The organism is Streptomyces tubercidicus, assembly GCF_027497495.1.
GTDB lineage: Bacteria > Actinomycetota > Actinomycetes > Streptomycetales > Streptomycetaceae > Streptomyces > Streptomyces tubercidicus.
This window is the reverse complement of record NZ_CP114205.1, coordinates 4,893,066-4,915,301: the sequence shown is the minus strand read 5'-3', so window position 1 is coordinate 4,915,301 and position 22,236 is coordinate 4,893,066. Positions and strand designations below refer to the sequence as shown.

Sequence of the window (22,236 nt, the reverse complement as noted above, 5' to 3'; positions counted from 1 at the left end):
ATCAGCGCAGGTCAGTCCCTGCTCTTCTCCTTCTCGGCCGCCTCTGCCACCTTGAAGGCGATGCCGTCCAGGATGTCGTGCTCGCTGACGACGACCTCCGCGGCGCCCGTCCGCTCCATGATCGACAGCAGTACGAGCGCACCCGCGGCGATCACATCGACCCGGCCCGGGTGCATGACCGGGATGGCCGCGCGCTCGGCGTGGGTGGAGGACAGCAGCCGGCCGGTGACCTCGCGGACCGTCGCCAGGGAGATCCGGGAGTGGTGCAGCACCTCGGGCTCGTACCGCTCAAGGCCCTGCGCGATCGCGGAGACCGTGGTCACCGAGCCGGCCAGGCCCACCAGGGTGGCCGCCTCGCGCAGCGGAACGGTCTCCTCGGCCCGGTCCAGCGCCGCGGCGATATCGGCCTTGATGGCCTTGATCTGCCCGTCCGTGGGCGGGTCGCTGATCTGGCCGCCGTGCACCAGATGGCGCTCGGTCATCCGGACGCAGCCGACGTCGACCGAGCGGGCGGCGCGTACGGAGTCGTCGCCGAGGACGAACTCGGTGGAGCCGCCGCCGATGTCGACCACCAGGAAGGGGCGGGCCAGATCGGCGCGGCCGGTGAGCTCCTTGGTGGCGCCGTCGAAGGAGAACTCGGCCTCCTGGTCGCCGGTGATCACCTCGGGCTCCACGCCCAGGATGTCCACCACGCCGCGGACGAAGTCCTCGCGGTTCTCCGCGTCCCGGGAGGCGGAGGTCGCCACGAAGCGGAGGTGTTCGGCGCCCAGGCCCTTGATCACCGCGGCGTACTCCCGGCAGACCGCGAAGGTGCGCTCCAGCGCCTCGGGGGCCAGCCGTCCGGTGCGGTCCACGCCCTGGCCCAGCCGGACGATCTCCATCCGGCGGTCGAGGTCCTTCAGCTCGCCGGTCGCCGGGTCGCAGTCCGCGACCAGCAGCCGGATGGAGTTCGTACCGCAGTCGATGGCGGCGACCCGCTTCACGTGGCGTCTCCTTCGGGGGCGTCCTGGGCTCCGCCGGCGTCCTGGCAGGGGGTCACGCACGGGCCCTTCTTCCACCACTCCGGCAGCATCGCGAGGGCCTCGTCACCGAGCGGGTTGACGCCCGGACCGGCCGCCAGCGAGTGCCCGACGAGGACATGCAGGCACTTGACGCGGTCGGGCATACCGCCCGCGCTCGGGAAGCCCGCCAGCACCTCGATGGCGTCCCGCCGCCGGATGTAGTCCTCGTGGGCGGCCCGGTAGGCGGCGGCCAGCTCCGGGTCGGCCGCCAGCCGCTCGGTCATCTCCTTCATCACGCCATTGGCCTCCAGCGTGCCGATCGCGGAGGCCGCGCGCGGGCAGGTGAGGTAGTAGAGCGTGGGGAAGGGCGTGCCGTCCTCCAGGCGCGGCGCCGTCTCGACGACATCCGGCTGGCCGCAGGGGCAGCGGTGCGCGATGGCGCGCAGCCCGCGGGGCGGGCGGCCCAGCTGCTCCCGGAAGGCGGCGATGTCCGCGGCGGTGGGCTCGGTGGGCTCGGTCTGGGGCGGGGGCGTGTCCATGTGCGCTTTCGGTGAGGTGGGTGGTGAAGTGGCGGCGCGGCGGGCCGCCTGGTCCCGACACTACGGGCTGGCGTCCGGCGGCGGTACGGGCAGCCGGGGCGGCCCTTAGCGTTTGTCGGCCGCGTCGACCGCGTTCCACAGGTTCTCGTACCAGGGGCGCTGCGCCGCCCGCGCCCCCTTGGGCGCGGAGACGGTGCCGGAGCCGTCCGGGACGATATAGCCGGCCTCGCCCGGCATGACGTAGTGCAGATGCCGGCGGGCCTGCTGGCGTACGTACGCCGGGTCCTGCCAGCGGGCCTTCTGCTCACGCAGCCGGTCCAGGGCGGCGCCAGCGTCCTGCGCCCTGCGGCGCTGGTCGGCGATGTCCGAGCGCTGGGAGACGTACTGCCTTATGGGATACGCGAGCGCGACGACCAGGGAGCACATCACCAGGGCCAGCAGGGCGGCACGGCCGGTGAGGCGGTTGCGGCGGGGCGGGCGGGCGCGGTAGACGCGGGCGGCGGCCTGTTCGCCGAGCGCCTTGAGTCGGGTCGCGGTCGAGAACCGGTCCGCGGGCACGTCGTCTCCCCTTCACTGACGGACGCCTGACTGCTTCAAGCAGGTACGTCCCCGGCAACGGTACGGGACCGTCGCCGGGGACGTACGGGGCGCGGGGCGATTACCTCGCCCGTTCAGCCCCTGCTGCCCTGTCGGCCTGGCAGCGGGCCGCCTTCGTCAGCTGCCGTGGCGGAAGCGCGGGAAGGCGGAGCGGCCGGCGTAGACCGCGGCGTCGTCGAGGATCTCCTCGATGCGCAGCAGCTGGTTGTACTTGGCGACGCGCTCGGAGCGGGCCGGGGCGCCGGTCTTGATCTGGCCGCAGTTGGTGGCGACGGCGAGGTCGGCGATGGTGACGTCCTCGGTCTCACCGGAGCGGTGCGACATCATGCACTTGAAGCCGTTGCGCTGGGCCAGCTCGACGGCGTCCAGGGTCTCGGTCAGCGAGCCGATCTGGTTGACCTTAACCAGCAGCGCGTTGGCGGAGCCCTCCTCGATGCCGCGGGCGAGGCGCTCGGGGTTGGTGACGAACAGGTCGTCGCCGACGAGCTGGACCTTGGCGCCGAGCTTGTCGGTGATGACCTTCCAGCCGGCCCAGTCGTCCTCGAACAGCGGGTCCTCGATGGAGACCAGCGGGTAGGCCGCCACCAGCTCCTCGTAGTACTCGGTCATCTCGGCGGCCGAGCGGTCATTGCCCTCGAACTGGTACTTGCCGTCCTTGTAGAACTCGGAGGCGGCGACGTCCAGCGCGAGCGCGATGTCCTGGCCGGGGGCGTAACCGGCCTGCTTGATGGCCTCCAGGATGAGGTCGAGCGCCTCACGGTTGGAGCCCAGGTTCGGGGCGAAGCCACCCTCGTCACCGAGACCGGTGGACAGGCCGCGCTCCTTCAGGACCTTCTTGAGGGTGTGGTAGACCTCGGCGCCCCAGCGCAGCGCCTCGGAGAAGGACTCCGCGCCGATCGGGGCGATCATGAACTCCTGGATGTCCACGTTGGAGTCGGCGTGCGAGCCGCCGTTCAGGATGTTCATCATCGGGACGGGCAGCACGTGCGCGTTCGGGCCGCCGAGGTAGCGGAACAGCGGGAGGTCGCTGGCCTCGGAGGCGGCGTGCGCGACGGCGAGGGAGACGCCGAGGATGGCGTTGGCGCCGAGCGAGCCCTTGTTGTCGGTGGCGTCCAGGTCGAACATGGCCTGGTCGATCAGCCGCTGCTCGGTGGCGTCGTAGCCGACGAGCTCCGGGCCGATCTGCTCGATGACGGCCAGGACGGCCTTCTCGACGCCCTTGCCCAGGTAACGGTTGGGGTCACCGTCGCGGAGCTCGATGGCCTCGAAGGCTCCGGTGGAGGCGCCGGACGGGACGGCGGCACGGCCGGTGCTGCCGTCGTCGAGGCCGACCTCGACCTCGACCGTGGGATTACCTCGCGAGTCGAGAATTTCGCGGGCTACGACGACGTCGATCGACGGCACGTTGTCTCCTTCGTGGGTGTCTGGCGTTCTGCGCATGAGCCTAACGGCCCCGGCCGCGTCCGCCTGCCCTTGGCCCGCTCCGTGGGACGGAAGGCCGGTGAATACCTACCGAAGTCCCCGTTCACGGGACGTTTGGCACATTGCTCACCGAGCGGGGAAAGCCGCTGGACAGCGCCGGTCGGCGGACTGCCACCGGGCGGGGCTGCCCCGGGTGCGGTCCGGGACACGAGAAGCCCCGCCACGGCGCGCGGGGGGGGGGAAGGGCGCGCCGTGGCGGGGCGGTCTCACGGAGGTAGAGGGTCCGCCGCTCGGACCCGCTGGGACCCCGGTGAGTGGGTGACTCAGACGGTGAGCTGCTGGCCGGGGAAGATCAGGTTCGGGTTGCCGCCGATGACCGACTTGTTGGCCTTGTAGACGGACTTCCAGTCGGTGCCGTGAGCCTTGGCGATCTTGGCGAGGGTGTCGCCCGCCTTGACGGTGTAGTTGCCGTGACCCGTGGACTTGCGCTCGGTGGAGCGCGAGGCACGGTCCTCGGACGGGGCGGCCTTCTTGACCTCGGGCTTGGACTCCTGCTTCGGCGCGGACTCCTGCTTGGGCGCGGACTTGGTCTGCGCGGAGCCGGAGGTGTCGACGTCGGCGGCCGGGCCACCGGAGGTCAGGTTGCCCGCACCGGCGCAGCTCCAGGCACCCGGGCCCTGGATGGCGAGGAGCTTCTCGGCGGCGGCTATCTGCTGGGACTTGGTGGCCAGGTCGGCGCGCGGCGCGTACTTGGTGCCACCGGCGGCGGCCCAGCTGGAGTTGGAGAACTGCAGGCCACCGTAGTAGCCGTTACCGGTGTTGATCGACCAGTTGCCGCCGGACTCGCACTGGGCGACCTTGTCCCAGGTCGCGACGGAGGCGGCGGAGGCGGAGGTGGCACCCATCATCGGGACGGCCACGGCGGCACCGGCGACACCGGCGAGGGTGGCGACGCGGACGGCCTTGGAGGGACGACGGTGCTTGCCCTTGAAGATCAGCATGGTTCGTTCGTTTCCTCACCGACGCCTACGAGGTGAGCTGTCGGGTTCGGGCTGATGAGTCGCCCGGCCACGTGCACGGCACGCACATGGCTTCACCCCAAGCCGGTTGACCCGTTTTCACGGGCGGGGCCGGCACAAACCTTGGGTCCCCCGCTCCTGCCTTCGGCGCTTGCGCGTCAAGTGCCTTCGATCACCGGCAGGATTCGGCGTGTGATCGAGGGGCTCGCTTTGGCGAGCGATCCTGACGTTAAGCAGTAATCCCCTTGGGGTTCAAACCCCACCATCTGGACCAAGTTGACCGTTTTTGATCTCAGGTTGATCACATATCCGCAGGTGGGACCCGGTATGCCGGTGTTGAGCACACCGGACCCCACCACAGTCAACGAGACCCATGTCTCACTTTCCCAAAAGAGGGCGAAGGGTGCCGAACTACCCTGCGTTCCGCCCGAGATCGAGCCGCTGGCCGGGCTGGATCAGGTCCGCGTCGGAGCCGATGACGCCCTCGTTGCGGTCGTAGAGCGCGTGCCAGCCGCCGGACAGCCGGTGGGCCGCGGCGATGGCTGACAGGCTGTCACCCGGGCGCACGGTGTAGTCGCCGCCGGCCGCCGGGCCCGTACGGTGCGCGTCGTCGCCGCGCGAGGCGTGCCGGCCGCCGGACCGGCCGTCGCCGTCCTTACCGGCGTCCCCGTCGCCCGCCTCGCCGCGGTGCTTGCCCTTGGTGGGCACCTTGTGCGGAGTGCCGGTGCCATCCGTGCGACTGCCGCCGCCGGACGGGTCCGTGGACGGGTCCACCGAGGGGCCGTCGGTCGCGCCGTCGGACGGGTCGGCGGAGTGCGACGGGTCGCCGTCCCGGTCGCCGTCCTGGTCGCCGGGCGTCGCCGGGTCGGACGGCTCGGGGCTGGTGGACGCGTCGTCGGGCCGGCCGGGCTCGCCGGAGTCCGAGGCGTCCGGCGAGGGCGTCGCGTCGGACGGCTGCCCGCTCGGCTCGTCACTGGGGCCGTCGCTGGGGCCGTCGCCGGCCTCGTCGCCGGGCTGGTGGCTCGGCTTGTCGCTGGGGCCGTCGCTGGGCTTGTCGTGCGTCCCGGACGCGTCCGTGCCGTCGGGCCCGTCGGACGAACCAGGGGTGTCCCAGGGGTCGCGGGAGCCCGCGGAGTCCGACGGGGCGGGCGACGGGGTGCTGGTGCTGCCCGGGTCGACCTCCGGGGCCTGGCCGTCGCCGGTCAGGCCCGCGTTCACCGCGCAGCTCGGCCAGGCGTCGGGACCGCGGTCGTCGAGGATCGACTGGGCCACGGCGATCTGCTGGGAACGGCTGGCGTAGTCGGGGCGCGAGGCATAGGCCGAGCCGCCGTAGTTGTCCCACATCTCCTGGGTGAGCTGGAGCCCGCCGTAGTAGCCGTTGCCCGACGCCGCGCTCCACACCCCGCCGCTCTCACACTGGGCGACCCGGTCCCAGGTCGCGGTGTCGGCGGCGTGTGCACCGCTCGCGCCGAGCAGGGGCAGGGCGATGCCGGCGCCGGTCACCCCTGCCGTGACAAAGATGGCCGGTGCCTGACGGGGGCGACGATGTCGGCCGTTCCCGGAACGCATGCGGATGCCTTTCGCGCGGCGGTTGAGTTGTCGACGAGCTCTTCGAGCTGCTCGACGGGGCCTCCGGCCGGCCGACGCACGCGAGCGGCACCGTTACACCGGTCCCCCACATCACCGCTTCGACCGATCGAGTGAAGCCTGTCGATCGTCGGTCGAAAGGTAGCCGGGGTCTTGGGGAGTCACAAGTCGGTGTAGCACGCATCACGTAAAGGTCACGCAGTTGACTCTGCGTCACATTCGGCTTCGTCGCTGGTCAGGGCCGATCCGGAGTGAACTCCACCGGAAGTGAACGCAGTCCGCGCATGATCAGCCCGCCCCGCCAGCGCAAATCGTCCGGTTCCGCCGCAAGTCGGATGTCCGGGAGCCGGGTCAGCAGCGTCGCCAGCGCGGTCTGTCCTTCGAGGCGGGCGAGCGGCGCACCCAGGCAGTAGTGGATGCCGTGCCCGTATCCCAGATGCTGATTGTCACGCCGGGTCAGATCGAGCACATCCGGCTCGGTGAAGCGCGCCGGATCGCGGTCGGCCGCGGCCAGCACCACCAGGACCGGGTCCCCCACGGCGATCCGCTGCCCGCCGAGCGTCAGCTCCTCGGTCGCGAACCGCCAGGTAGCCAGCTCCACGGGGCCGTCGTAACGGAGCAACTCCTCGACACCGGTGGCGAGCAGCTCGGTGTCGCCCGCCTCGATCGACTTCTGCAGCAGCTCACGCTGGGCGGGATGGCGCAGCAGCGCGTAGATGCCGTTGCCTATCAGATTGACGGTGGTCTCGAAACCGGCGAAGAGCAGGATGAAGGCCATCGCGGCGGCCTCGTTCTCGGTCAGCTGCTCCCCGTGGTCGGAGGCCCTGATCAGGGCGGAGATCAGATCCTCGTCCGGCTCGGCGGTGGCGCCCAGGGACGCGCGCTTGCGGTGGATCAGCTCGGCGAGATAGCCGCGCATCTTCTTCACCGACTTGGCGACGCCGCCGCGCGGCCCGCCTCCTTGGCCCGCCTTGGTGTGGCGCAGCATCATGCCCGCCCAGTCGCGGAAGTCGTCCTGGTCCTCCCGCGGCACCCCCAGCAGATCGCAGATGGCGTAGATGGGCAGCGGGAACGCGAACTCATGGATCAGATCGGCCTCCCCGCGCTCCGCGAAGCCGTCGATCAGCCGGTCGGTCAGCTCCTGGACCCGCGGGGCGAAGGCGGCGACCCGGCGCGGGGTGAACGCCTTCGAGACCAGCCGGCGCAGCCGGGTGTGGTCCGGCGGGTCGATATTGAGCAGATGCGTCATCAGGTTGGCGCTGCGCTCCCCCGGGATGCCGACCTTGCCCTTGCCGTGCGCGGCCTCGCTGTGGTGGACCGGGTTCTTGGACAGCCGGCCGTCGGCGAGCGCCTGCCGCGCCTCGGTGTACCGCGTCACCAGCCATGCCTCGACGCCGCTGGGCAGCTCGGTCCGGTGCACCGGCGCATGCTCGCGCAGCCAGGCGTACGCGGGGTACGGGTCGGAGGCGAACTCCCAGGTGAACAGGGCGGGGGCGGGCCCGGCGGCGGGGCAGCCCGCGGGGGCGTCGGCGGCGGTGATATCGGGCTTGTCGTGCACCTTCCGACCGTAACCGCTGGGCGCACAACGGCGCGCCCGGCCACCGGCCGGGGGCCTCCGCTCACTCCACGCCCACCCACCGGCGGGGGTCTCCGCTACGTCACGTCCACCCACCGGCGGCCGGGCCTCCGCTACGTCACGTCCACCCACCGGCGGGGCGCCTCCGCTCACTCCACGTCCACCCCCAGGCCGCTCAGAAAGGCCACCGCCGCCGGGGACGGGCCCAGCCCGCTCCACACCACCCGCTCGGTCCGCTCGGGCGCCGGCCGCACCCGCACGATGTGCAGCCCGGCCAGCTCTGCGGCGATGGCCTCCGGCACCATGCCGACGCCCAGGCCCGCCCGCACCAGCTTCGCCAGGAACTCCACCGTGGTCACCTCGAACGCCACCTCCGAGGTCAGCCCCGCCGCCCGGAACGCGTCATCGCGCTGCCGCCGCGCCGCCGACCCCGCCGTGAAGTCGACAAAGGTCTCCCGCGCCATCCGCGCCAGCGTGGTCCACTCCCGCCCCGCCAGCGGATGCCCCGGCGGCACGACGGCGACCAGCTCACCGCGCGCCAGCTCCCGCTCCCGTACGCCGACGGTGCGGGCACCGGGCACCAGCCCGACGAACGCGACATCCAGCACCCCTTGCCGCACCTGCTCCAGGAGCCGGTCACTCATCTCGGTCTGCAAGCTGATCCGCACCTGCGGGCACCGCTGACGGAACGCCCCCAGCTCACGGGCGAGATCCACGGCCGCGACGGTGGTGATCGCGCCGACCGCCAGCCGACCGCGCACCTCCCCCGTCGCGGCCGCCACCTCGGCGCGGGCCCGTTCGGCCGCCTCCAGCGCCTGCCGGGCAACCGGGACGAACGCCTCCCCGGCGGCGGTCAGCCGGACACTCCGGCTGGTCCGGTCGAAGAGCCGGGCGCCCAGCTCCTTCTCCAGCCGGGCGATCTGATGGCTGAGCGCGGACTGCACCACATGACAGCGCTCCGCGGCCCGGGTGAACCCCCCGGTCTCGGCCACCGCGACCACGTACCGCATCTGCTGAAGCTCCATGCACCCTGAGCCTAGCTGCCATCCATCTCTCTCCACGATCGATGCGATGAGAACAATGTGTTGGACTCATCGATTGACGGAGCCCAGGCTGGGGTGTGCCCGCCGCCGCGGTGGCGGTGGGCGTATCGGGGAGGTCAGCCGATGGAGACCGAGCGCGTGGAAAACGAACTCATACCGGAGCCGGAGCCGGGGCCGGGGCCGGGGGCGGAGCCGACCGCCGGGGACGCACTGGCGGCGAGGCCGGCGGCGAGACCGGGATCGGCCCTCGGCCGCGGCACCCTCCTGCTGATGTCGGTCGCCGCCGGACTCTCCGTCGCCGGCAACTACTTCGCCCAGCCGCTGCTGGACGTCATCGGCCGCGATCTGCACCTCTCCGCGTCCACCGCCGCCCTGGTCGTGACCGTCGCCCAGGTCGGCTACGGACTCGGCCTGCTGCTGCTCGTCCCGCTCGGCGATCTGCTGGAGCGGCGCCGGCTGGCCGTCACCCTGACCGCGGCGACCGCGCTCTTCCTCACCATTACGGCGAGCGCGCCCAACGCCGCCCTCCTGCTCACCGGCACCGCCCTCACCGGTCTCGCCTCGGTCGCCGCCCAGGTCGTCGTGCCGTACGCGGCGACCCTCGCGGCGCCCGCCGAACGCGGCCGGACCGTGGGCACCGTCATGACCGGGCTGCTGCTCGGCATCCTGCTGGCCCGTACGGCCGCCGGGCTGCTCGCCGAGCTGGGCGGCTGGCGCACCGTGTACTGGGTCAACGCGGCGCTGATGCTGCTGATGGCGCTGCTGCTGCGGCTCCGGCTGCCGGCCCTGCGCACCACCGCCGGACTGCGCTATCCGGCACTGCTGCGCTCCACACTGGCGCTGTTCGCCCAGGAGCCGGTACTGCGATGGCGGGGCGCGCTGGGCGCCCTGACCTTCGCGGGCTTCAGCGTGCTGTGGACGGCGCTGGCATTCCTGCTGTCCGGCCCGTCCTACGGCTGGCAGGAGTCGGCCATCGGACTGCTCGGGCTGGTCGGCGCGGCCGGATCACTGTCCGCCTCGCTGGGCGGGCGACTGGCGGACCGCGGCCTGGCGCACCAGGTCACCGGTGCGGCGGCGTTCCTGCTGCTGGGCTCATGGGGCCTGCTGGCCCTCGGCGGAGCGGGCGGCGCCTGGTCCCTGACCGCGCTGCTCGCCGGGGTGATCACCCTGGACCTGGCCGCCCAGGCGGTCCACATCAGCAACCAGAACCTCGTCTACGCAGTCCGCCCCGAGGCCCGCAACCGCCTCAACTCCGCCTACATGACCAGCTATTTCGTCGGCGGCGCGGTCGGCTCGGCACTGACCTCGGCAGTCTGGGGCGCAGCAGGCTGGGCCGGCGTGTGCGCGCTGGGGGCGGGGCTGGCGGTCGTGACGGTGGCGCTCTGGCTGGCGGAACGGGCGCGGCGGGGTGGCTCCGGCGGGGGCCGGAAGCGGTGAGTTCTTGAGCGGCTGCGGCAGCGGCGGCGGCTGCCGCTTTACGGCGGCGGGGGCGCCGGGCGGCGCCGTACTAACGGGCGGAGCCCTCCACCGCCACCACCGCGTCCCGGTACGCCCGCGCCGCCGCGCGCAGGGCGGCCTCCGGGTCGACGCCGTCCGCCTCCGCCCGTACGGCCATCGCCAGCAACTCGTAGCCGACCCCGTCGCCCGTGGGCGGGGCCACCTCCAGGCCCGCCGTCCGCACCCGCGACGCCAGCTTCGCCGCCAGCGCCAGCCCCGGCTGCGCGAGCGGAATGCCCTCGGTCACCGACTCCCGCTGCTTCTCCTCGGCCTTCGTCCGCAGCCAGTGCGCCTTCACGTCCTCCGGGGTGGCCGCGTCCTCCTCCCCGAACACATGAGGATGGCGGTGCAGCAGCTTCTCCACGAGGGTGCCCGCCACATCGTCGATGGAGAACGGCTCGTCCGGATCGTCCTGCGCGATCCGGGCATGGAAGACCACCTGGAGGAGCACATCCCCGAGCTCCTCCCGCAGCTCCCCGCGGTCCCCCTCCTCAATGGCCTCGACCAGCTCATACGCCTCCTCGATGCCGTACTTGGCGAGGTCGCGGTGCGTACGGACGCTGCTCCAGGGGCACTCGGCGCGGATCTGGTCCATGACCTGGACGAGGTCGAGCAGCCGGGCGCCGGGCAGGTCGTAGGAGCCGGGCAGCAGCTCCAGGTCCGGCATGGTCTCGCGGCCGGAGCCGGCCAGCCGTGCCAGGCCGTCGGTCAGCGTGCTCTCGCCGTCCGCCGAGGTCAGCACGACGACCGTACGGGCCCCGGGCACGCAGTAGTCGACCAGTTCGCGGGCGGTGGGGGCGGCGGTCTCCACCGCGATACCGGCCTCCCGCAGATAAGGCAGCTGCGGATGCTCCGGATCGGCGCTCAGCACGCGGTCGGCCGCGCGCAATATCTGCCATGCGGGCCAGGACAGGAGTCCGGGGGCGACCCGGTGGCTGGTGGTCAGCAGGACCAGGCGTCCGGTGCCGGGGCCCTCGGGGCGGGCTTCGGCGCCGGTGTCAGCGGCGGAGGCAGCGGCGTCAGAGGCGGAGGCGTCAGCGTTCACGCCTCGAACGTAACGCACCGCACTGACATCGCCCGGCGCCGGTCGGCGGACGGGATCCGGCCCCGGCCGCCGACCGCGCGGCCTCCGGTCAGACCTGCTGCTTCGCGGGCTCCGAGGTGATCCACGGGTCCTTGGTCTCGCCCAGGATGACCTGCTGGTCGTCCCACTTGCCGAACCGCGGATTGACGTCGATCCCCATGGACCGGGAGGTCGTGGCCAGCGCGCGGGCGAGCTTCTGCTGGCCCTGCGGCGCACGGCGGTCCGCGTGCAGATGCTGGGCGACGCCGTCGAGCAGCAGCTGATTGCGGACCATGGCGTCGATCTCGTCGGGGGCGACGCCCTGCTGGAGCCACATCGCCTTCAGCCGCTCGGCACCGCCGGACTGCTGCTCGGCCTTGGCCCGCCACTTCTGGATGTCGCCGCGGCTGACCGTCACCCCGGCGTCCTTGGCACCGCGCGCCAGCACCTCGTCGAAGATCATGCCGTTGAGGGTGGCCAGGCTCAGCCGCCCGGTGTTCATAATCATCTGGCCGCCCTGCGGGGACTTGGCCTGGGCGGCCCGTACGTCCTTCACCTTCGCCTGCAACTGCGAGACGGTGATCCGCTTCCCGTCCACAATGGCCGCGGCACCGGGATGGGCATCACTGCCACACGCGGCGAGCAACGGGGTCGCTGCCAGCAGGGCGGCGGTGGCAGATACGGAGAGCGCTGTCCTACGGCGGAACACATGGCCTCCCGGCAGATCGTGCGACGGAGTCTCGACCTTGATTGATCGATGCTAAGGAGTCGGCGTGGCCTGGGCCACTGCTTCGGCCAACGATCTGTGACGGGGGTGGTTTCTGCTTCGGTGTCCCTTCTCGTCGCCGCACCCGTCCCGGGCCCCGGACCGGCCCCGTGCCCCCGCGGCGCCCAGCCAGGCGATCGCCCCGGCCCGGGAACGCGCCGCCCCGCGCCCCCGTCTGAACCACTGGCGGGCCGGGCGTCGCAGCGCAGTGGGCAGCGGAGGGGCCGGTCAGTAGTTCGAGTATCTTCTCGGGCAGGGGAGAGTGAGGTTCCGCATGGACACGGCCGCAGCAACGGCTGGGGGCACGCCCGGGAGGATTTCGGGAGAGGGCAGCGCGACCGTGCCGCCGCCCCGGACCGCCGGGCCGACTGCCCCCGCGACCGCGACCACTGACGCGCCACCGGCATGGGCCGGTCGGCTGCGGCACGGCTCCGACCGGCTGCGGACCCGGACCGCGCCCCTGCGCGCCGCGCGCCTCGACCCCTACTGGGCCGCCGCGTTCTTCTTCGTCGCGTTCACGCTGCTGTCCCTCTGCCGGTTCCGCACCATGTCCTTCTCCTCCTGGGACCTGGGCATCTTCGAACAGGCCGTACGGGGCTACGCCCACTTCCAGGCCCCGATAGTCGACCTCAAGGGCCCCGGCACGAACATCCTCGGCGACCACTTCAGCCCCGTGCTGATCGTGCTCGCCCCCTTCTACCGGGTGTTCCCCTCGCCCATGACCCTGCTGACGGCGCAGGCCGCGCTGTTCGCGCTGTCCGTGCTGCCGGTCACCCGCGCCGCCGCCCGCCACCTGGGCCGCCTCCCGGGCCTGGCCATCGGCATCGCCTACGGCATGTCCTGGGGCGTACAGAAGGCCGTCGACTTCGACTTCCACGAGATCGCCTTCGCGATGCCGCTGATCGCCTTCGCGCTGGAAGCGGTGCTGCGCGGGCGCTGGACCGCGGTGGTGTGCTGGGCCGCGCCCCTGGTGCTGGTCAAGGAGGACCTCGGGGTGACCGCGGCCACCATCGGCGCGCTCGCCCTGATACGCACCCGGCGGGCCAGCCCCCTCGCCATCGGCCTGGTCGCCTTCGGCATCACCGCCACCGCCGTCACCCTCGGCCTGCTGATACCCGGCTTCAACGGCTCCGGCTCGTACGACTACTGGAGCAAGCTCGGCACCGACGGCGGCGGCGCCACCATCCCCCTCGACACCGCCCTCCGCACCACCCTGTGGGTCCTGCTGCCCACCACCGGACTCCTCGCCCTGCGCTCCCCCCTCCTCCTGGTCGCGCTGCCCACCCTCGGCTGGCGTTTCCTCTCCCACGAGCCGCACTACTGGGGCACCGACTGGCACTACAACGCCGTGCTGATGCCGGTCGTCTTCCTCGCACTGATCGACGCCCTGCCCCGCATACGGGTATCGGCCCGCCCCTGGCTGCGCTCGTACGCCCGCCATCTGCCGGCCGCCGCCCTGGCCGCGGCCCTCGCCCTGACCACCACCCTCCCGCTGTCCGGCCTCACCGAGGCCGCCGCCTACCGCACCCCGCCGAACGTCACCGCCGACGAGAAGCTGCTGGACCGGATACCGGATGGTGCCACCGTGGAGTCCGACATCCGGCCGCTGAGCCGGCTCACGCACCGGACCCGGGTCTTCTGGATCGGCGATACGGGTGGGCTGGCGCCCGATTTCGTCGCCGTCCAGCTACGTGATGACCGCACGCCGCGGCAGGTGCTGGCCGAGACGGCCGCCCGTCATCCCCGCTCTACGTATGTGGTGCTGGGCGATACGGCCGACCTCCTGGTCTTCCGCCGAACGTCTTCGCGGTAATTCCCACGTTGTCGGCTGACCCGCCGTACCTCTTCTGTTTTTCGCCTGTCGGCGGGGTGGGGTGTTGGGGTGGGGCCCCGGTAGGTGGTGGGTGCCGGTGGCGGGACCTCCGGGGTGGGTGTTCGGACTGCTTCGCTTTACGTCCGAACACCCACCCCTCCGGCCCCGCCCCCTCCCGTCGTTGAGGGACCCCACCCCGGTGGGGGTGATGGAAAGAAAGACCATGAGGTGGGGCCGCGTCGTGGTGCGGCCCCACCTCCCGGTCTTTAAAAACCCTCACCCCCACCGGACGGAGGCCGCCACCCGGACGGGAGGGGGTGGGCCGGAGGGGCCTGTGTTGTGGACGTAAAGCGCAGCAGTCCACAACACAGGCCCCGGAGGACCACCACCGGCACCCACCACCCACAAACCGCGGCCCCCGCCCAAACACCCCACCCCGCCGACAGGCGAAAACAGAAGAGGCACGGCGGGCCACCCGACAACGTGGGAAGCGGGCCTACGAGCCCAAAACGCTCGTGAGGAACTCACCTGTCCACGCGAGCAGCTCGCGACCGACCACCGGCTTGCCGCCGACCCGCGCGGTGGTCGGCCTCGGCACCAGCACCTGCTGCGCCGCGGGCTTGAGCACCGTACGGGGATACAGCCGCTTCAGCCGCAGCTCCTGGGACTCGCGCAACTCCACGGGGCCGAAACGGACGTTGGCGCCCTGGAGGGTGATGTCGGAGACCCCGCACGCGCGGGCAAGCATCCGCAGGCCCGCGACCAGCAGGAGGTTCTCCACGGGCTCGGGCAGCTTGCCGTAGCGGTCGGTGAGTTCCTCGCGGACGGCGGCGATGTCGTCCTCCGAGGAGGCGGAGGCGATGGCGCGGTACGCCTGGAGGCGCAGCCGCTCGCCGGGGGCGTAGTCGTGGGGGACATGCGCGTCCACCGGGAGTTCGATCTTGACTTCGAGCGGGGGCTCCTCCTCCACGCCGCCTTCGAGGGAGGCGCGGTAGTCGGCGACCGCCTCGCCCACCATCCGGACGTAGAGGTCGAAGCCGACGCCGGCGATATGGCCGGACTGTTCGCCGCCGAGGAGGTTGCCCGCGCCGCGGATCTCCAGGTCCTTCATGGCGACGTACATGCCGGCGCCCATCTCGGTGTGCTGGGCGATGGTCGCCAGCCGCTCGTGGGCGGTCTCGGTGAGCGGCTTCTCCGGCGGGTAGAGGAAGTAGGCGTAACCGCGTTCGCGGCCGCGGCCCACCCGGCCGCGCAGCTGGTGGAGTTGGGAGAGGCCGAAGTTGTCGCCGCGTTCGACGATCAGGGTGTTGGCGTTGGAGATGTCGATGCCCGATTCGACGATCGTCGTGGAGACCAGGACGTCGAACTTCTTCTCCCAGAAGTCGACGACGACCTGCTCCAGTTGGGACTCGCCCATCTGGCCGTGGGCGGTCTGGATGCGGGCCTCGGGGACGATCTCGCGGAGCCGGGCGGCGGCGCGGTCGATCGACTCGACGCGGTTGTGGATGTAGAAGACCTGGCCCTCGCGCAGGAGTTCACGGCGGATGGCGGCGCCGATCTGCTTCTGCTCGTAGGGGCCGACGAAGGTGAGGACCGGGTGGCGCTCCTCGGGCGGGGTGGTGATCGTCGACATCTCGCGGATGCCCGTCACCGCCATCTCCAGGGTGCGGGGAATGGGGGTGGCGGACATGGTGAGGACGTCGACGTTGGCGCGGAGCTTCTTCAGCTGTTCCTTGTGCTCGACGCCGAACCGCTGCTCCTCATCGACGATGACCAGGCCCAGGTCCTTGAACTTGGTCTCGGAGGAGAACAGGCGGTGGGTGCCGATGACGAGGTCGACGGAGCCGTCCCGCAGCCCTTCGAGGACCGCTTTGGCCTCGGTGTCGGTCTGGAAGCGGGACAGCGCCCGGACGTTGACCGGGAACTGGCCGTAGCGCTCGGTGAAGGTGCCGAAGTGCTGCTGGACGAGGAGGGTCGTCGGGACGAGGACGGCGACCTGCTTGCCGTCCTGGACGGCCTTGAAGGCGGCGCGGACCGCGATCTCGGTCTTGCCGTAGCCGACATCGCCGCAGATCAGCCGGTCCATCGGGACCGACTTCTGCATGTCCTCCTTGACCTCGGCGATGGTGGTGAGCTGGTCGGGCGTCTCCGCGTACGGGAAGGCGTCCTCCAGTTCGCGCTGCCAGGGGGTGTCCGCGCCGAAGGTGTGGCCGGGGGCCGCCATCCGCGCCGAGTAGAGCTTGATGAGGTCGGCGGCGATCTCCTTGACGGCCTTCTTGGCGCGCGCCTTGGTCTTGGTCCAGTCGGCGCCGCCCAGGCGGTGCAGGGTGGGGGCCTCCCCGCCGACGTACTTGGTGACCTGTTCCAGCTGGTCGGTGGGGATGTAGAGGCGGTCGCCGGGCTGGCCGCGCTTGGCGGGGGCGTACTCGACGAGGAGGTATTCGCGGGTGGCGCCCTGGACCGTGCGCTGCACCATCTCGATGTAGCGGCCCACTCCGTGCTGCTCGTGGACGATGAAGTCGCCGGCTTCGAGGGTGAGCGGGTCGATGGTCTTGCGGCGGCGGGCCGGCATCCGGGCCCCGTCCTTGCCGGCCGCCTTCTGGCCGGAGAGGTCGGTTTCGGTGAGGACGGCGAGCCGGAGCGCCGGGTCGAGGAAGCCGTTGTCGAGGGAGCCGCAGGAGACATGGACGAGGGACGGGGAGATCTCGGCGAGATCGGCGTCCAGGCGGGCGGCGATGCCCTCGCCGCTGAGGACCTCGACGGTGCGGGCCGCGGGGCCGTGCGCCTCGGTGAGGAACACCGTGCGCCAGCCGTCCGCGAGCCACTGCTTGGTGTCGGCCAGCGCCCGCTGGGTGTCACCGCGGTAGGTGTCGGGGGCGTGCATCCCCAGCTTGAGGGTGTCGCCGTCGTTGTCCAGGTCCTCGTCGGCCGCGAACGGGCTGACCGACCACCACATCATCCCCAGCTCGCGCGCCCGGTCCCGGACGTCGGCGATGCCCCACAGGGAGGCCGCGCCCACATCGATCGGGGCCACGCCGTCCGCCGCCCGCCCGTCGGACATCGCGGCGGCCGCCCAGGACGCCTGGAGGAACTCCTGGCTCGTCGCCACCAGGTCGGCGGCCCGGGTCCGTACCCGCTCCGGGTCGCACACCACGGCCATGGAGCCCTTCGGCAGCACGTCCAGCAGCAGCTCCATGTCGTCCACCAGGACCGGAGCCAGTGACTCCATGCCCTCGACGGCGATCCCCTCGGCGATCTTGCCGAGGAGTTCGCCCAGTTCGGGATGGTGCTCGGCGAGCACCGCGGCCCGCTGCCGCACCTGGTCGGTCAGCAGCAGCTCGCGGCACGGCGGCGCCCACAGCCCGTGCTCGGCGACCTCCAGGGACCGCTGGTCGGCGACCTTGAAGTAGCGGATCTCCTCGACGTCGTCGCCCCAGAACTCGACCCGGAGCGGGTGCTCCTCGGTCGGCGGGAAGACGTCCAGGATGCCGCCGCGGACCGCGAACTCGCCGCGCTTCTCGACCAGCTCGACGCGGGAGTAGGCGGCCGCCGCCAGCCCGTCGACGATCTCTTCGAGGTCGGCGGTCTCCCCCGTGCGCAGACTGACAGGTTCCAGGTCGCCCAGGCCCTTGACCTGCGGCTGGAGCACCGAGCGGATCGGGGCGACGACGACCGAGACCGGGCCGGCGGTGGGGTCGTCCTGGCGCGGGTGGGCGAGCCGGCGCAGCACCGCGAGGCGGCGGCCGACGGTGTCCGAGCGCGGGGAGAGCCGCTCGTGCGGCAGCGTCTCCCAGGACGGGAACTCCACGACGGAGTTGTCCTCGCCGGCCGGCATCAGGCTGCGCAGCGCGGCGGCGAGGTCCTCGGCCTCCCGGCCGGTGGCGGTCACCGCGAGCACCGGGCGGCCGGCCTGCCGGGCCAGCGCGGCGATCGCGAAGGGGCGGGCGGCCGGCGGCCCCACCAGATCCACCTGGGGGCGGTGCCCGTCGGTCGCGGCCTGCACCGCTTCGGCGAGCGCCGGGTCCCGTACGACGGCGTCGAGCAGACCAGTCAGGCTCATGAGAAGGTTCCGTCCCAGCGAGGCGAACAACGCAGCAGCCCGACACGTCTCACGGGCCGGGTTTGCCAAGCGTACGCCCGCCCGCTGACAGGCCGGGCCGGAAGCCGGGGACGGAGCCCGCCCGCCCCCGTGACCACGACGTCCCGTTTCCACGGCCCCCGCCCCCGTGGAAGGGTGCACCGTACAAGAACTCAGGAGGGGGAACGCCGTGAGCGGAAGCGCGGGACGTACCGGTGACATAGGCACGATGCGGACCGCGGGGACGCCACCCGCGGGCCCGCCACCCCGTCCCGTCATCGCCGCCCTGATGCTCGGGATGGCACTGGCCGCGCTCGACTCGACGATCCTCGCCACCGCCGTCCCGCAGATCGTCGGCGACCTCGGCGGCTTCGCGGTCTTCTCCTGGCTGTTCTCCGGCTATCTGCTGGCCGTCACCGTGACCCTGCCGGTCTACGGCAAGCTCTCCGACACCTTCGGCCGCAAGCCCGTCCTGATGACCGGCATCGCGCTCTTCCTCGCCGGCTCACTGGCCTGCGCCGGCGCCTGGGACATGGGCTCACTGATCGCCTTCCGGGTGGTGCAGGGCCTGGGCGGCGGCGCCCTCCAGGGCACCATCCAGACCATCGCCGCCGACCTCTACCCGATGAAGGAACGCCCCAAGATCCAGGCCAGGATCTCCACCGTCTGGGCCACCTCGGCGGTCGCCGGGCCCGCACTGGGCGGGCTGCTCGCCACCTACGCCGACTGGCGGTGGATCTTCCTGGTCAATGTGCCGGTGGGCGGGGTCGCCCTCTGGCTGATCGGGCGGCACTTCACCGAGCCGCAGCGGGACCGTACGGGGCCCGCGGCCCGCCCCCGGGTGGACTGGCCCGGCGCGCTGGCGATCTTCGCCACCGGCGGGCTGCTGCTGACCGCCCTGGTCCAGGGCGGGGTGGCCTGGTCCTGGCTCTCCGCCCCGTCCCTGCTGCTGTTCGCCGGCAGCGCGGGCTGCGCGGCGCTCACCGTCCTCATCGAACGGCGGGCCGCGGAGCCGATCATTCCGGGCTGGGTCTGGCGCCGCCGCACCATCTCCGCCGTCAACCTCGCGCTGGGCGCCCTGGGCCTGCTGATGGTCGCCCCGACGGTGTTCCTGCCCACCTACGCGCAGTCGGTGCTGGGGCTGAGTCCGACCGCCGCCGGGTTCGTGCTGTCCGTGATGACCCTGAGCTGGCCGGTCTCGGCCGCCCTCAGCAGCCATGTCTACAACCGGGTCGGCATCCGGACCTGCGCGATGCTCGGCATGGGCGCGGCCTGCCTGGTACTGCTCTCCTTCCTCCTGCTGCCCTACCCCGGCGCGGCCTGGCAGCCCGCCCTGCTCATGCTGGCGCTCGGCGCGGCCCTCGGCCTCGCCCAGCTCCCGCTGATCATCGGCGTCCAGTCGTCCGTCGGCTACCAGGAGCGCGGCACCGCCACCGCCTCCATACTCTTCTGCCGCCAGGTCGGCCAGTGCCTCGGTGCCGCGCTCTTCGGTGCCCTCGCCAACGCCACCCTCAACGACCGCCTCGCGCACGCCCCTTCGGGCATCCGCCCCGGCCTGCCCGGCGACCTCGACGCGGTCTCGCGCGCACTGGAACACCCCGGCGACCTCACCGCGCAGGCCACCGACTACCTCCGCCGCGCCGTCGACACCACGGTCGACCACGTCTACCTGGGCGCCGCCGCGGCCGCCGGACTCGCGCTGCTCGCCCTGCTGTGGGCACCGCGGCGCTTCCCGGTACACACGGAGGCCGACGGCACGGGAACGGGCACCGGCACCGGCACCGGCACCGGCGAGAGCGGGCCGCGCGGGACCTGAGCGGAGCCCGTCGGCGGCCGTACGGTCAGCCCTTCGCGCCGCCGCCGCCCGCGCGCGGCAGCTGCGTCTCCAGGGTGTCTTCCGCGTCGGGACCGGCGGCGTCCGGGGCGGCGGCGTCCGGGGCGGCGGCTTCCCGTCCGCCGCCCCGCGTCTTCGCCGCGTCGTCCTCGTCCGGTACCGGCGCCTTCCCGGTGAGCGCGGCCAGGCTGTTGCGTACATGGGTCATATGGGTGCGGACCTCTTCGCGTTCCGTCTCGTGCTCCCGCAGGATCCGCGCCGTGACGCGCTCGATGCGCTCCACCTCGGTCCGCGCCTGGGCCAGCAGACCGGCGCCGCGGTCCTCGGCGTCCTCCTGGCGGTGCCGGGCGGCCTCCTCGGCCTCCGCGTACAGCCGCTCGCCCTCGGCGCGGGCCGCCTTGGCGCGGGCGTCCAGCTCCGCGACGAGCCGGTCCGTCTCCGCCTCCCGCTCCACGATCTCCCGCCCGGCCGCGTCCCACTCCTCGGTCTGCCGCTTCTCCTGGTCCTGGAGCAGCTGCGCGGTCCGCCGCCGCACCTCCGCCAGCTCCCCGGCGGCCTCCTCCCGCAGCTTCCCGGCCTCCTCGGCCGCGACGGTCACCAGCTCCGCGGCCTCCCCGCGCGCCGCCTCCGCCGTGCGCCGGGCCCGCGTCTCCGCCTCACCGCGCCGCGCGCAGGACTCCTGGTCGGCCGCCTCCCGGACCTCGTCCGCATACCCCGCGGCCGCGTCCCGGATCTGCTCGTCCTCCTGCTGCGCCTCGGCCCGCAGCCGCGCCGCCTCGGACTCCGCGGTGGTCAGGATCAGCCGGGCCTCGCTGCCGAGCGACTCATACGTCTGCGGCGGCAACTGCGCCACATGCGCCTGGAGTTCCGCGAGTTCGGCCGACATCTCGTTGGACAGGACCGTGAGCCGCGCGGCGCGTTCCCAGCACGAGTCACGGTCGACCGAGAGTCCCTCGACGCGGCGGTCCACATCCTCCGGCCGGTAGCCCCGCCCTCGTACGGTCTCGAACCCGTGAGGCGAAACCGATGCACTCATCCCTCAAGCCCCTCTCCGCCGCGCGAGGCCGCCGTGCGACCCGCGGCCTTCCGGCCATTTCGCATGGTTGTGCGCGGCACTTGTGCAGTTACGCGCACTTCCTCTGGGATCGGTGCGACATCGCACCCTCGCGACACTTCACCCCATCCACCCCACCAGGATGCGTCATTTGGTGCCAGAAGTCGGAATCCGGTCATCGTGGCGCAGCGCCTCGAACAGCTCCCGCGCCCCGTTCTCCTTCCACTGCAACACCGACCCGACACCACTGACCATCACTCCGGGCCGGTTCACCGGAACCGTCGTCGCGGTACCGCCGCCCCCGGCGATCTGCTTCATCGACCAGCCCATATCCAGCAGCCGCGCCATATCCGCGCCGTCGTCCACCACCAGCGCCGCCAGCGAGGTGTCCAGCACCCGCCGCAGCCGGTCCGGGTCGAGCAGCACCGACGGGGCGGCCATCTCGTCCGCCACCGCGCCCAGCAACTGCCGCTGCCGCTTCACCCGTCCGAGGTCACCGTCCGGGTCCGTGTACCGGGCCCGGACGAACGCCAGCGCCTCGGCCCCGTTCATCCGCTGACAGCCCGCCGGGAAGTCCGCGCCCGACTTCTCGTCCTTCAACGGGGCGTCCAGACACAGCCGCACCCCGTCCAGTGCATCCACGACCTGAACGAACCCCAGGAAGTTCACCTCGGCGTAGCGGTCGATCCGCAGCCCGGTCGCCTGCTCCACCGTTCGGGTGAGCAGCTTCGGACCGCCGTCCGCATACGCCTCGTTGATCTTCCGGCTGCCATGGCCCGGTATCGGGACGTAGCTGTCGCGCGGCAGGCTGACCAGCGTCGGGCCGTGCTCACCGGAGTGCAGCACCATGATCGTGTCGGTGTTCTGCACCTGGTTGTTGCCGACGTGCAGCTCCGCGCGCTGCTGCGGGGTCAGCGCGGTACGGCTGTCCGTGCCGACCAGCAGCCAGTTCGTGCCCTTGCCCGCGGGCGGCCGCCCGGCGTAGCCACCCAGCGCGTCCACGTGCTGGAGCTGCCGCCCCGCCGAGACGTACAGCCAGGCCCCGCCCGCGACCACCAGGGCGACCAGCACCAGCAGCGTCACCAGGGTCCAGGTGAGCCACGCCCAGCGGCGCCGGCGCCGCCCCGTACGGCGCGGCGGCCCGCCCGTCCGCTTACGGTGCCACCACCGCGGGCGCCCTGCCCGGTACAGCGTCGTCGACGACGTCTGCGACAACGGGGGTATCGGGGGTATCGGACGGCCCATATACGCATGGTCGGGGCGCCCGGCCCATCCCGCAGGTCGAGCGCCCTGGACCGGGGCGGCGGCAGGGCCTGCCGCCGGGGCGGGGCGGGGCCGGGGCGGGCT

General features: G+C 72.4%; 16 protein-coding genes and 1 riboswitch. Of the genes, 3 read left to right on the top strand and 13 right to left on the bottom strand.

The window, feature by feature from the left end; all coding sequences use genetic code 11:
* Positions 1-11 precede the first annotated feature (11 nt).
* From STRTU_RS21465 to STRTU_RS21430, 8 genes are all read right to left on the bottom strand, one after another.
* Positions 12-983, bottom strand: a complete 972-nt coding sequence (locus STRTU_RS21465; protein WP_159745249.1) for a Ppx/GppA phosphatase family protein — start codon at positions 981-983, stop codon at positions 12-14.
* Positions 980-1,540 (bottom strand): DUF501 domain-containing protein, encoded by a 561-nt coding sequence (locus STRTU_RS21460; protein ID WP_159745247.1) that lies wholly within the window; start codon positions 1,538-1,540, stop codon positions 980-982. The genes STRTU_RS21465 and STRTU_RS21460 overlap by 4 nt, the downstream gene beginning before the upstream one ends.
* A gap of 105 nt (positions 1,541-1,645) precedes the next feature.
* Positions 1,646-2,098, bottom strand: a complete 453-nt coding sequence (locus STRTU_RS21455; RefSeq protein ID WP_159745245.1) for an FtsB family cell division protein — start codon at positions 2,096-2,098, stop codon at positions 1,646-1,648.
* Positions 2,099-2,254: 156 nt separating this feature from the next.
* Positions 2,255-3,577 (bottom strand): phosphopyruvate hydratase, encoded by a 1,323-nt coding sequence (gene eno, locus STRTU_RS21450; RefSeq protein ID WP_159745243.1) that lies wholly within the window; start codon positions 3,575-3,577, stop codon positions 2,255-2,257.
* A gap of 305 nt (positions 3,578-3,882) precedes the next feature.
* A complete protein-coding gene (locus STRTU_RS21445; RefSeq protein ID WP_269777378.1) occupies positions 3,883-4,560 on the bottom strand; it encodes a transglycosylase family protein in 678 nt (225 codons plus the stop codon).
* 7 nt (positions 4,561-4,567) lie between these two features.
* Positions 4,568-4,738: riboswitch (cyclic di-AMP (ydaO/yuaA leader) on the bottom strand.
* A gap of 251 nt (positions 4,739-4,989) precedes the next feature.
* The gene (locus tag STRTU_RS21440) at positions 4,990-6,147 is read right to left on the bottom strand and encodes a LysM peptidoglycan-binding domain-containing protein (protein WP_159745241.1); all 1,158 of its coding nucleotides are present in this window, start codon (positions 6,145-6,147) and stop codon (positions 4,990-4,992) included.
* Between the two features lie 253 nt (positions 6,148-6,400).
* Positions 6,401-7,723, bottom strand: coding sequence for a cytochrome P450 family protein (locus STRTU_RS21435; protein ID WP_371873640.1), 1,323 nt, complete (start codon positions 7,721-7,723; stop codon positions 6,401-6,403).
* A gap of 167 nt (positions 7,724-7,890) precedes the next feature.
* Positions 7,891-8,766 (bottom strand): LysR family transcriptional regulator, encoded by an 876-nt coding sequence (locus STRTU_RS21430; RefSeq protein ID WP_159745239.1) that lies wholly within the window; start codon positions 8,764-8,766, stop codon positions 7,891-7,893.
* 141 nt (positions 8,767-8,907) lie between these two features.
* On the opposite strand from STRTU_RS21430, the gene STRTU_RS21425 reads away from it, so the two are divergent.
* Positions 8,908-10,221 (top strand): MFS transporter, encoded by a 1,314-nt coding sequence (locus STRTU_RS21425; protein WP_371873639.1) that lies wholly within the window; start codon positions 8,908-8,910, stop codon positions 10,219-10,221.
* 70 nt (positions 10,222-10,291) lie between these two features.
* On the opposite strand, the gene STRTU_RS21420 is transcribed toward STRTU_RS21425, so the two are convergent.
* Complete coding sequence (locus tag STRTU_RS21420; protein ID WP_159745236.1) at positions 10,292-11,326, bottom strand: nucleoside triphosphate pyrophosphohydrolase; 1,035 nt, start codon at positions 11,324-11,326, stop codon at positions 10,292-10,294.
* A gap of 88 nt (positions 11,327-11,414) precedes the next feature.
* Positions 11,415-12,053, bottom strand: coding sequence for a SurA N-terminal domain-containing protein (locus STRTU_RS21415; RefSeq protein WP_159745234.1), 639 nt, complete (start codon positions 12,051-12,053; stop codon positions 11,415-11,417).
* Between the two features lie 331 nt (positions 12,054-12,384).
* Between STRTU_RS21415 and STRTU_RS21410 the strand changes: the two genes are divergently transcribed.
* Positions 12,385-13,923, top strand: coding sequence for a DUF2079 domain-containing protein (locus STRTU_RS21410; protein WP_174878903.1), 1,539 nt, complete (start codon positions 12,385-12,387; stop codon positions 13,921-13,923).
* Positions 13,924-14,419: 496 nt separating this feature from the next.
* Here STRTU_RS21410 and mfd read toward each other — a convergent pair whose 3' ends face one another.
* Positions 14,420-17,983 (bottom strand): transcription-repair coupling factor, encoded by a 3,564-nt coding sequence (gene mfd / locus STRTU_RS21405; protein WP_159745232.1) that lies wholly within the window; start codon positions 17,981-17,983, stop codon positions 14,420-14,422.
* A 208-nt stretch (positions 17,984-18,191) separates the two neighbouring features.
* Between mfd and STRTU_RS21400 the strand changes: the two genes are divergently transcribed.
* Positions 18,192-19,817: an MFS transporter gene (locus STRTU_RS21400; RefSeq protein ID WP_472926719.1), complete on the top strand. Its 1,626-nt coding sequence runs from the start codon at positions 18,192-18,194 to the stop codon at positions 19,815-19,817.
* A 25-nt stretch (positions 19,818-19,842) separates the two neighbouring features.
* On the opposite strand, the gene STRTU_RS21395 is transcribed toward STRTU_RS21400, so the two are convergent.
* Together STRTU_RS21395 and STRTU_RS21390 are read right to left on the bottom strand one after the other, a co-directional pair.
* Entirely contained in the window at positions 19,843-20,871 is a 1,029-nt protein-coding gene (locus STRTU_RS21395) for a coiled-coil domain-containing protein (protein WP_159745230.1), read from the bottom strand.
* A gap of 165 nt (positions 20,872-21,036) precedes the next feature.
* Positions 21,037-21,972, bottom strand: coding sequence for an LCP family protein (locus STRTU_RS21390; protein ID WP_159747119.1), 936 nt, complete (start codon positions 21,970-21,972; stop codon positions 21,037-21,039).
* Positions 21,973-22,236: the final 264 nt, after the last annotated feature.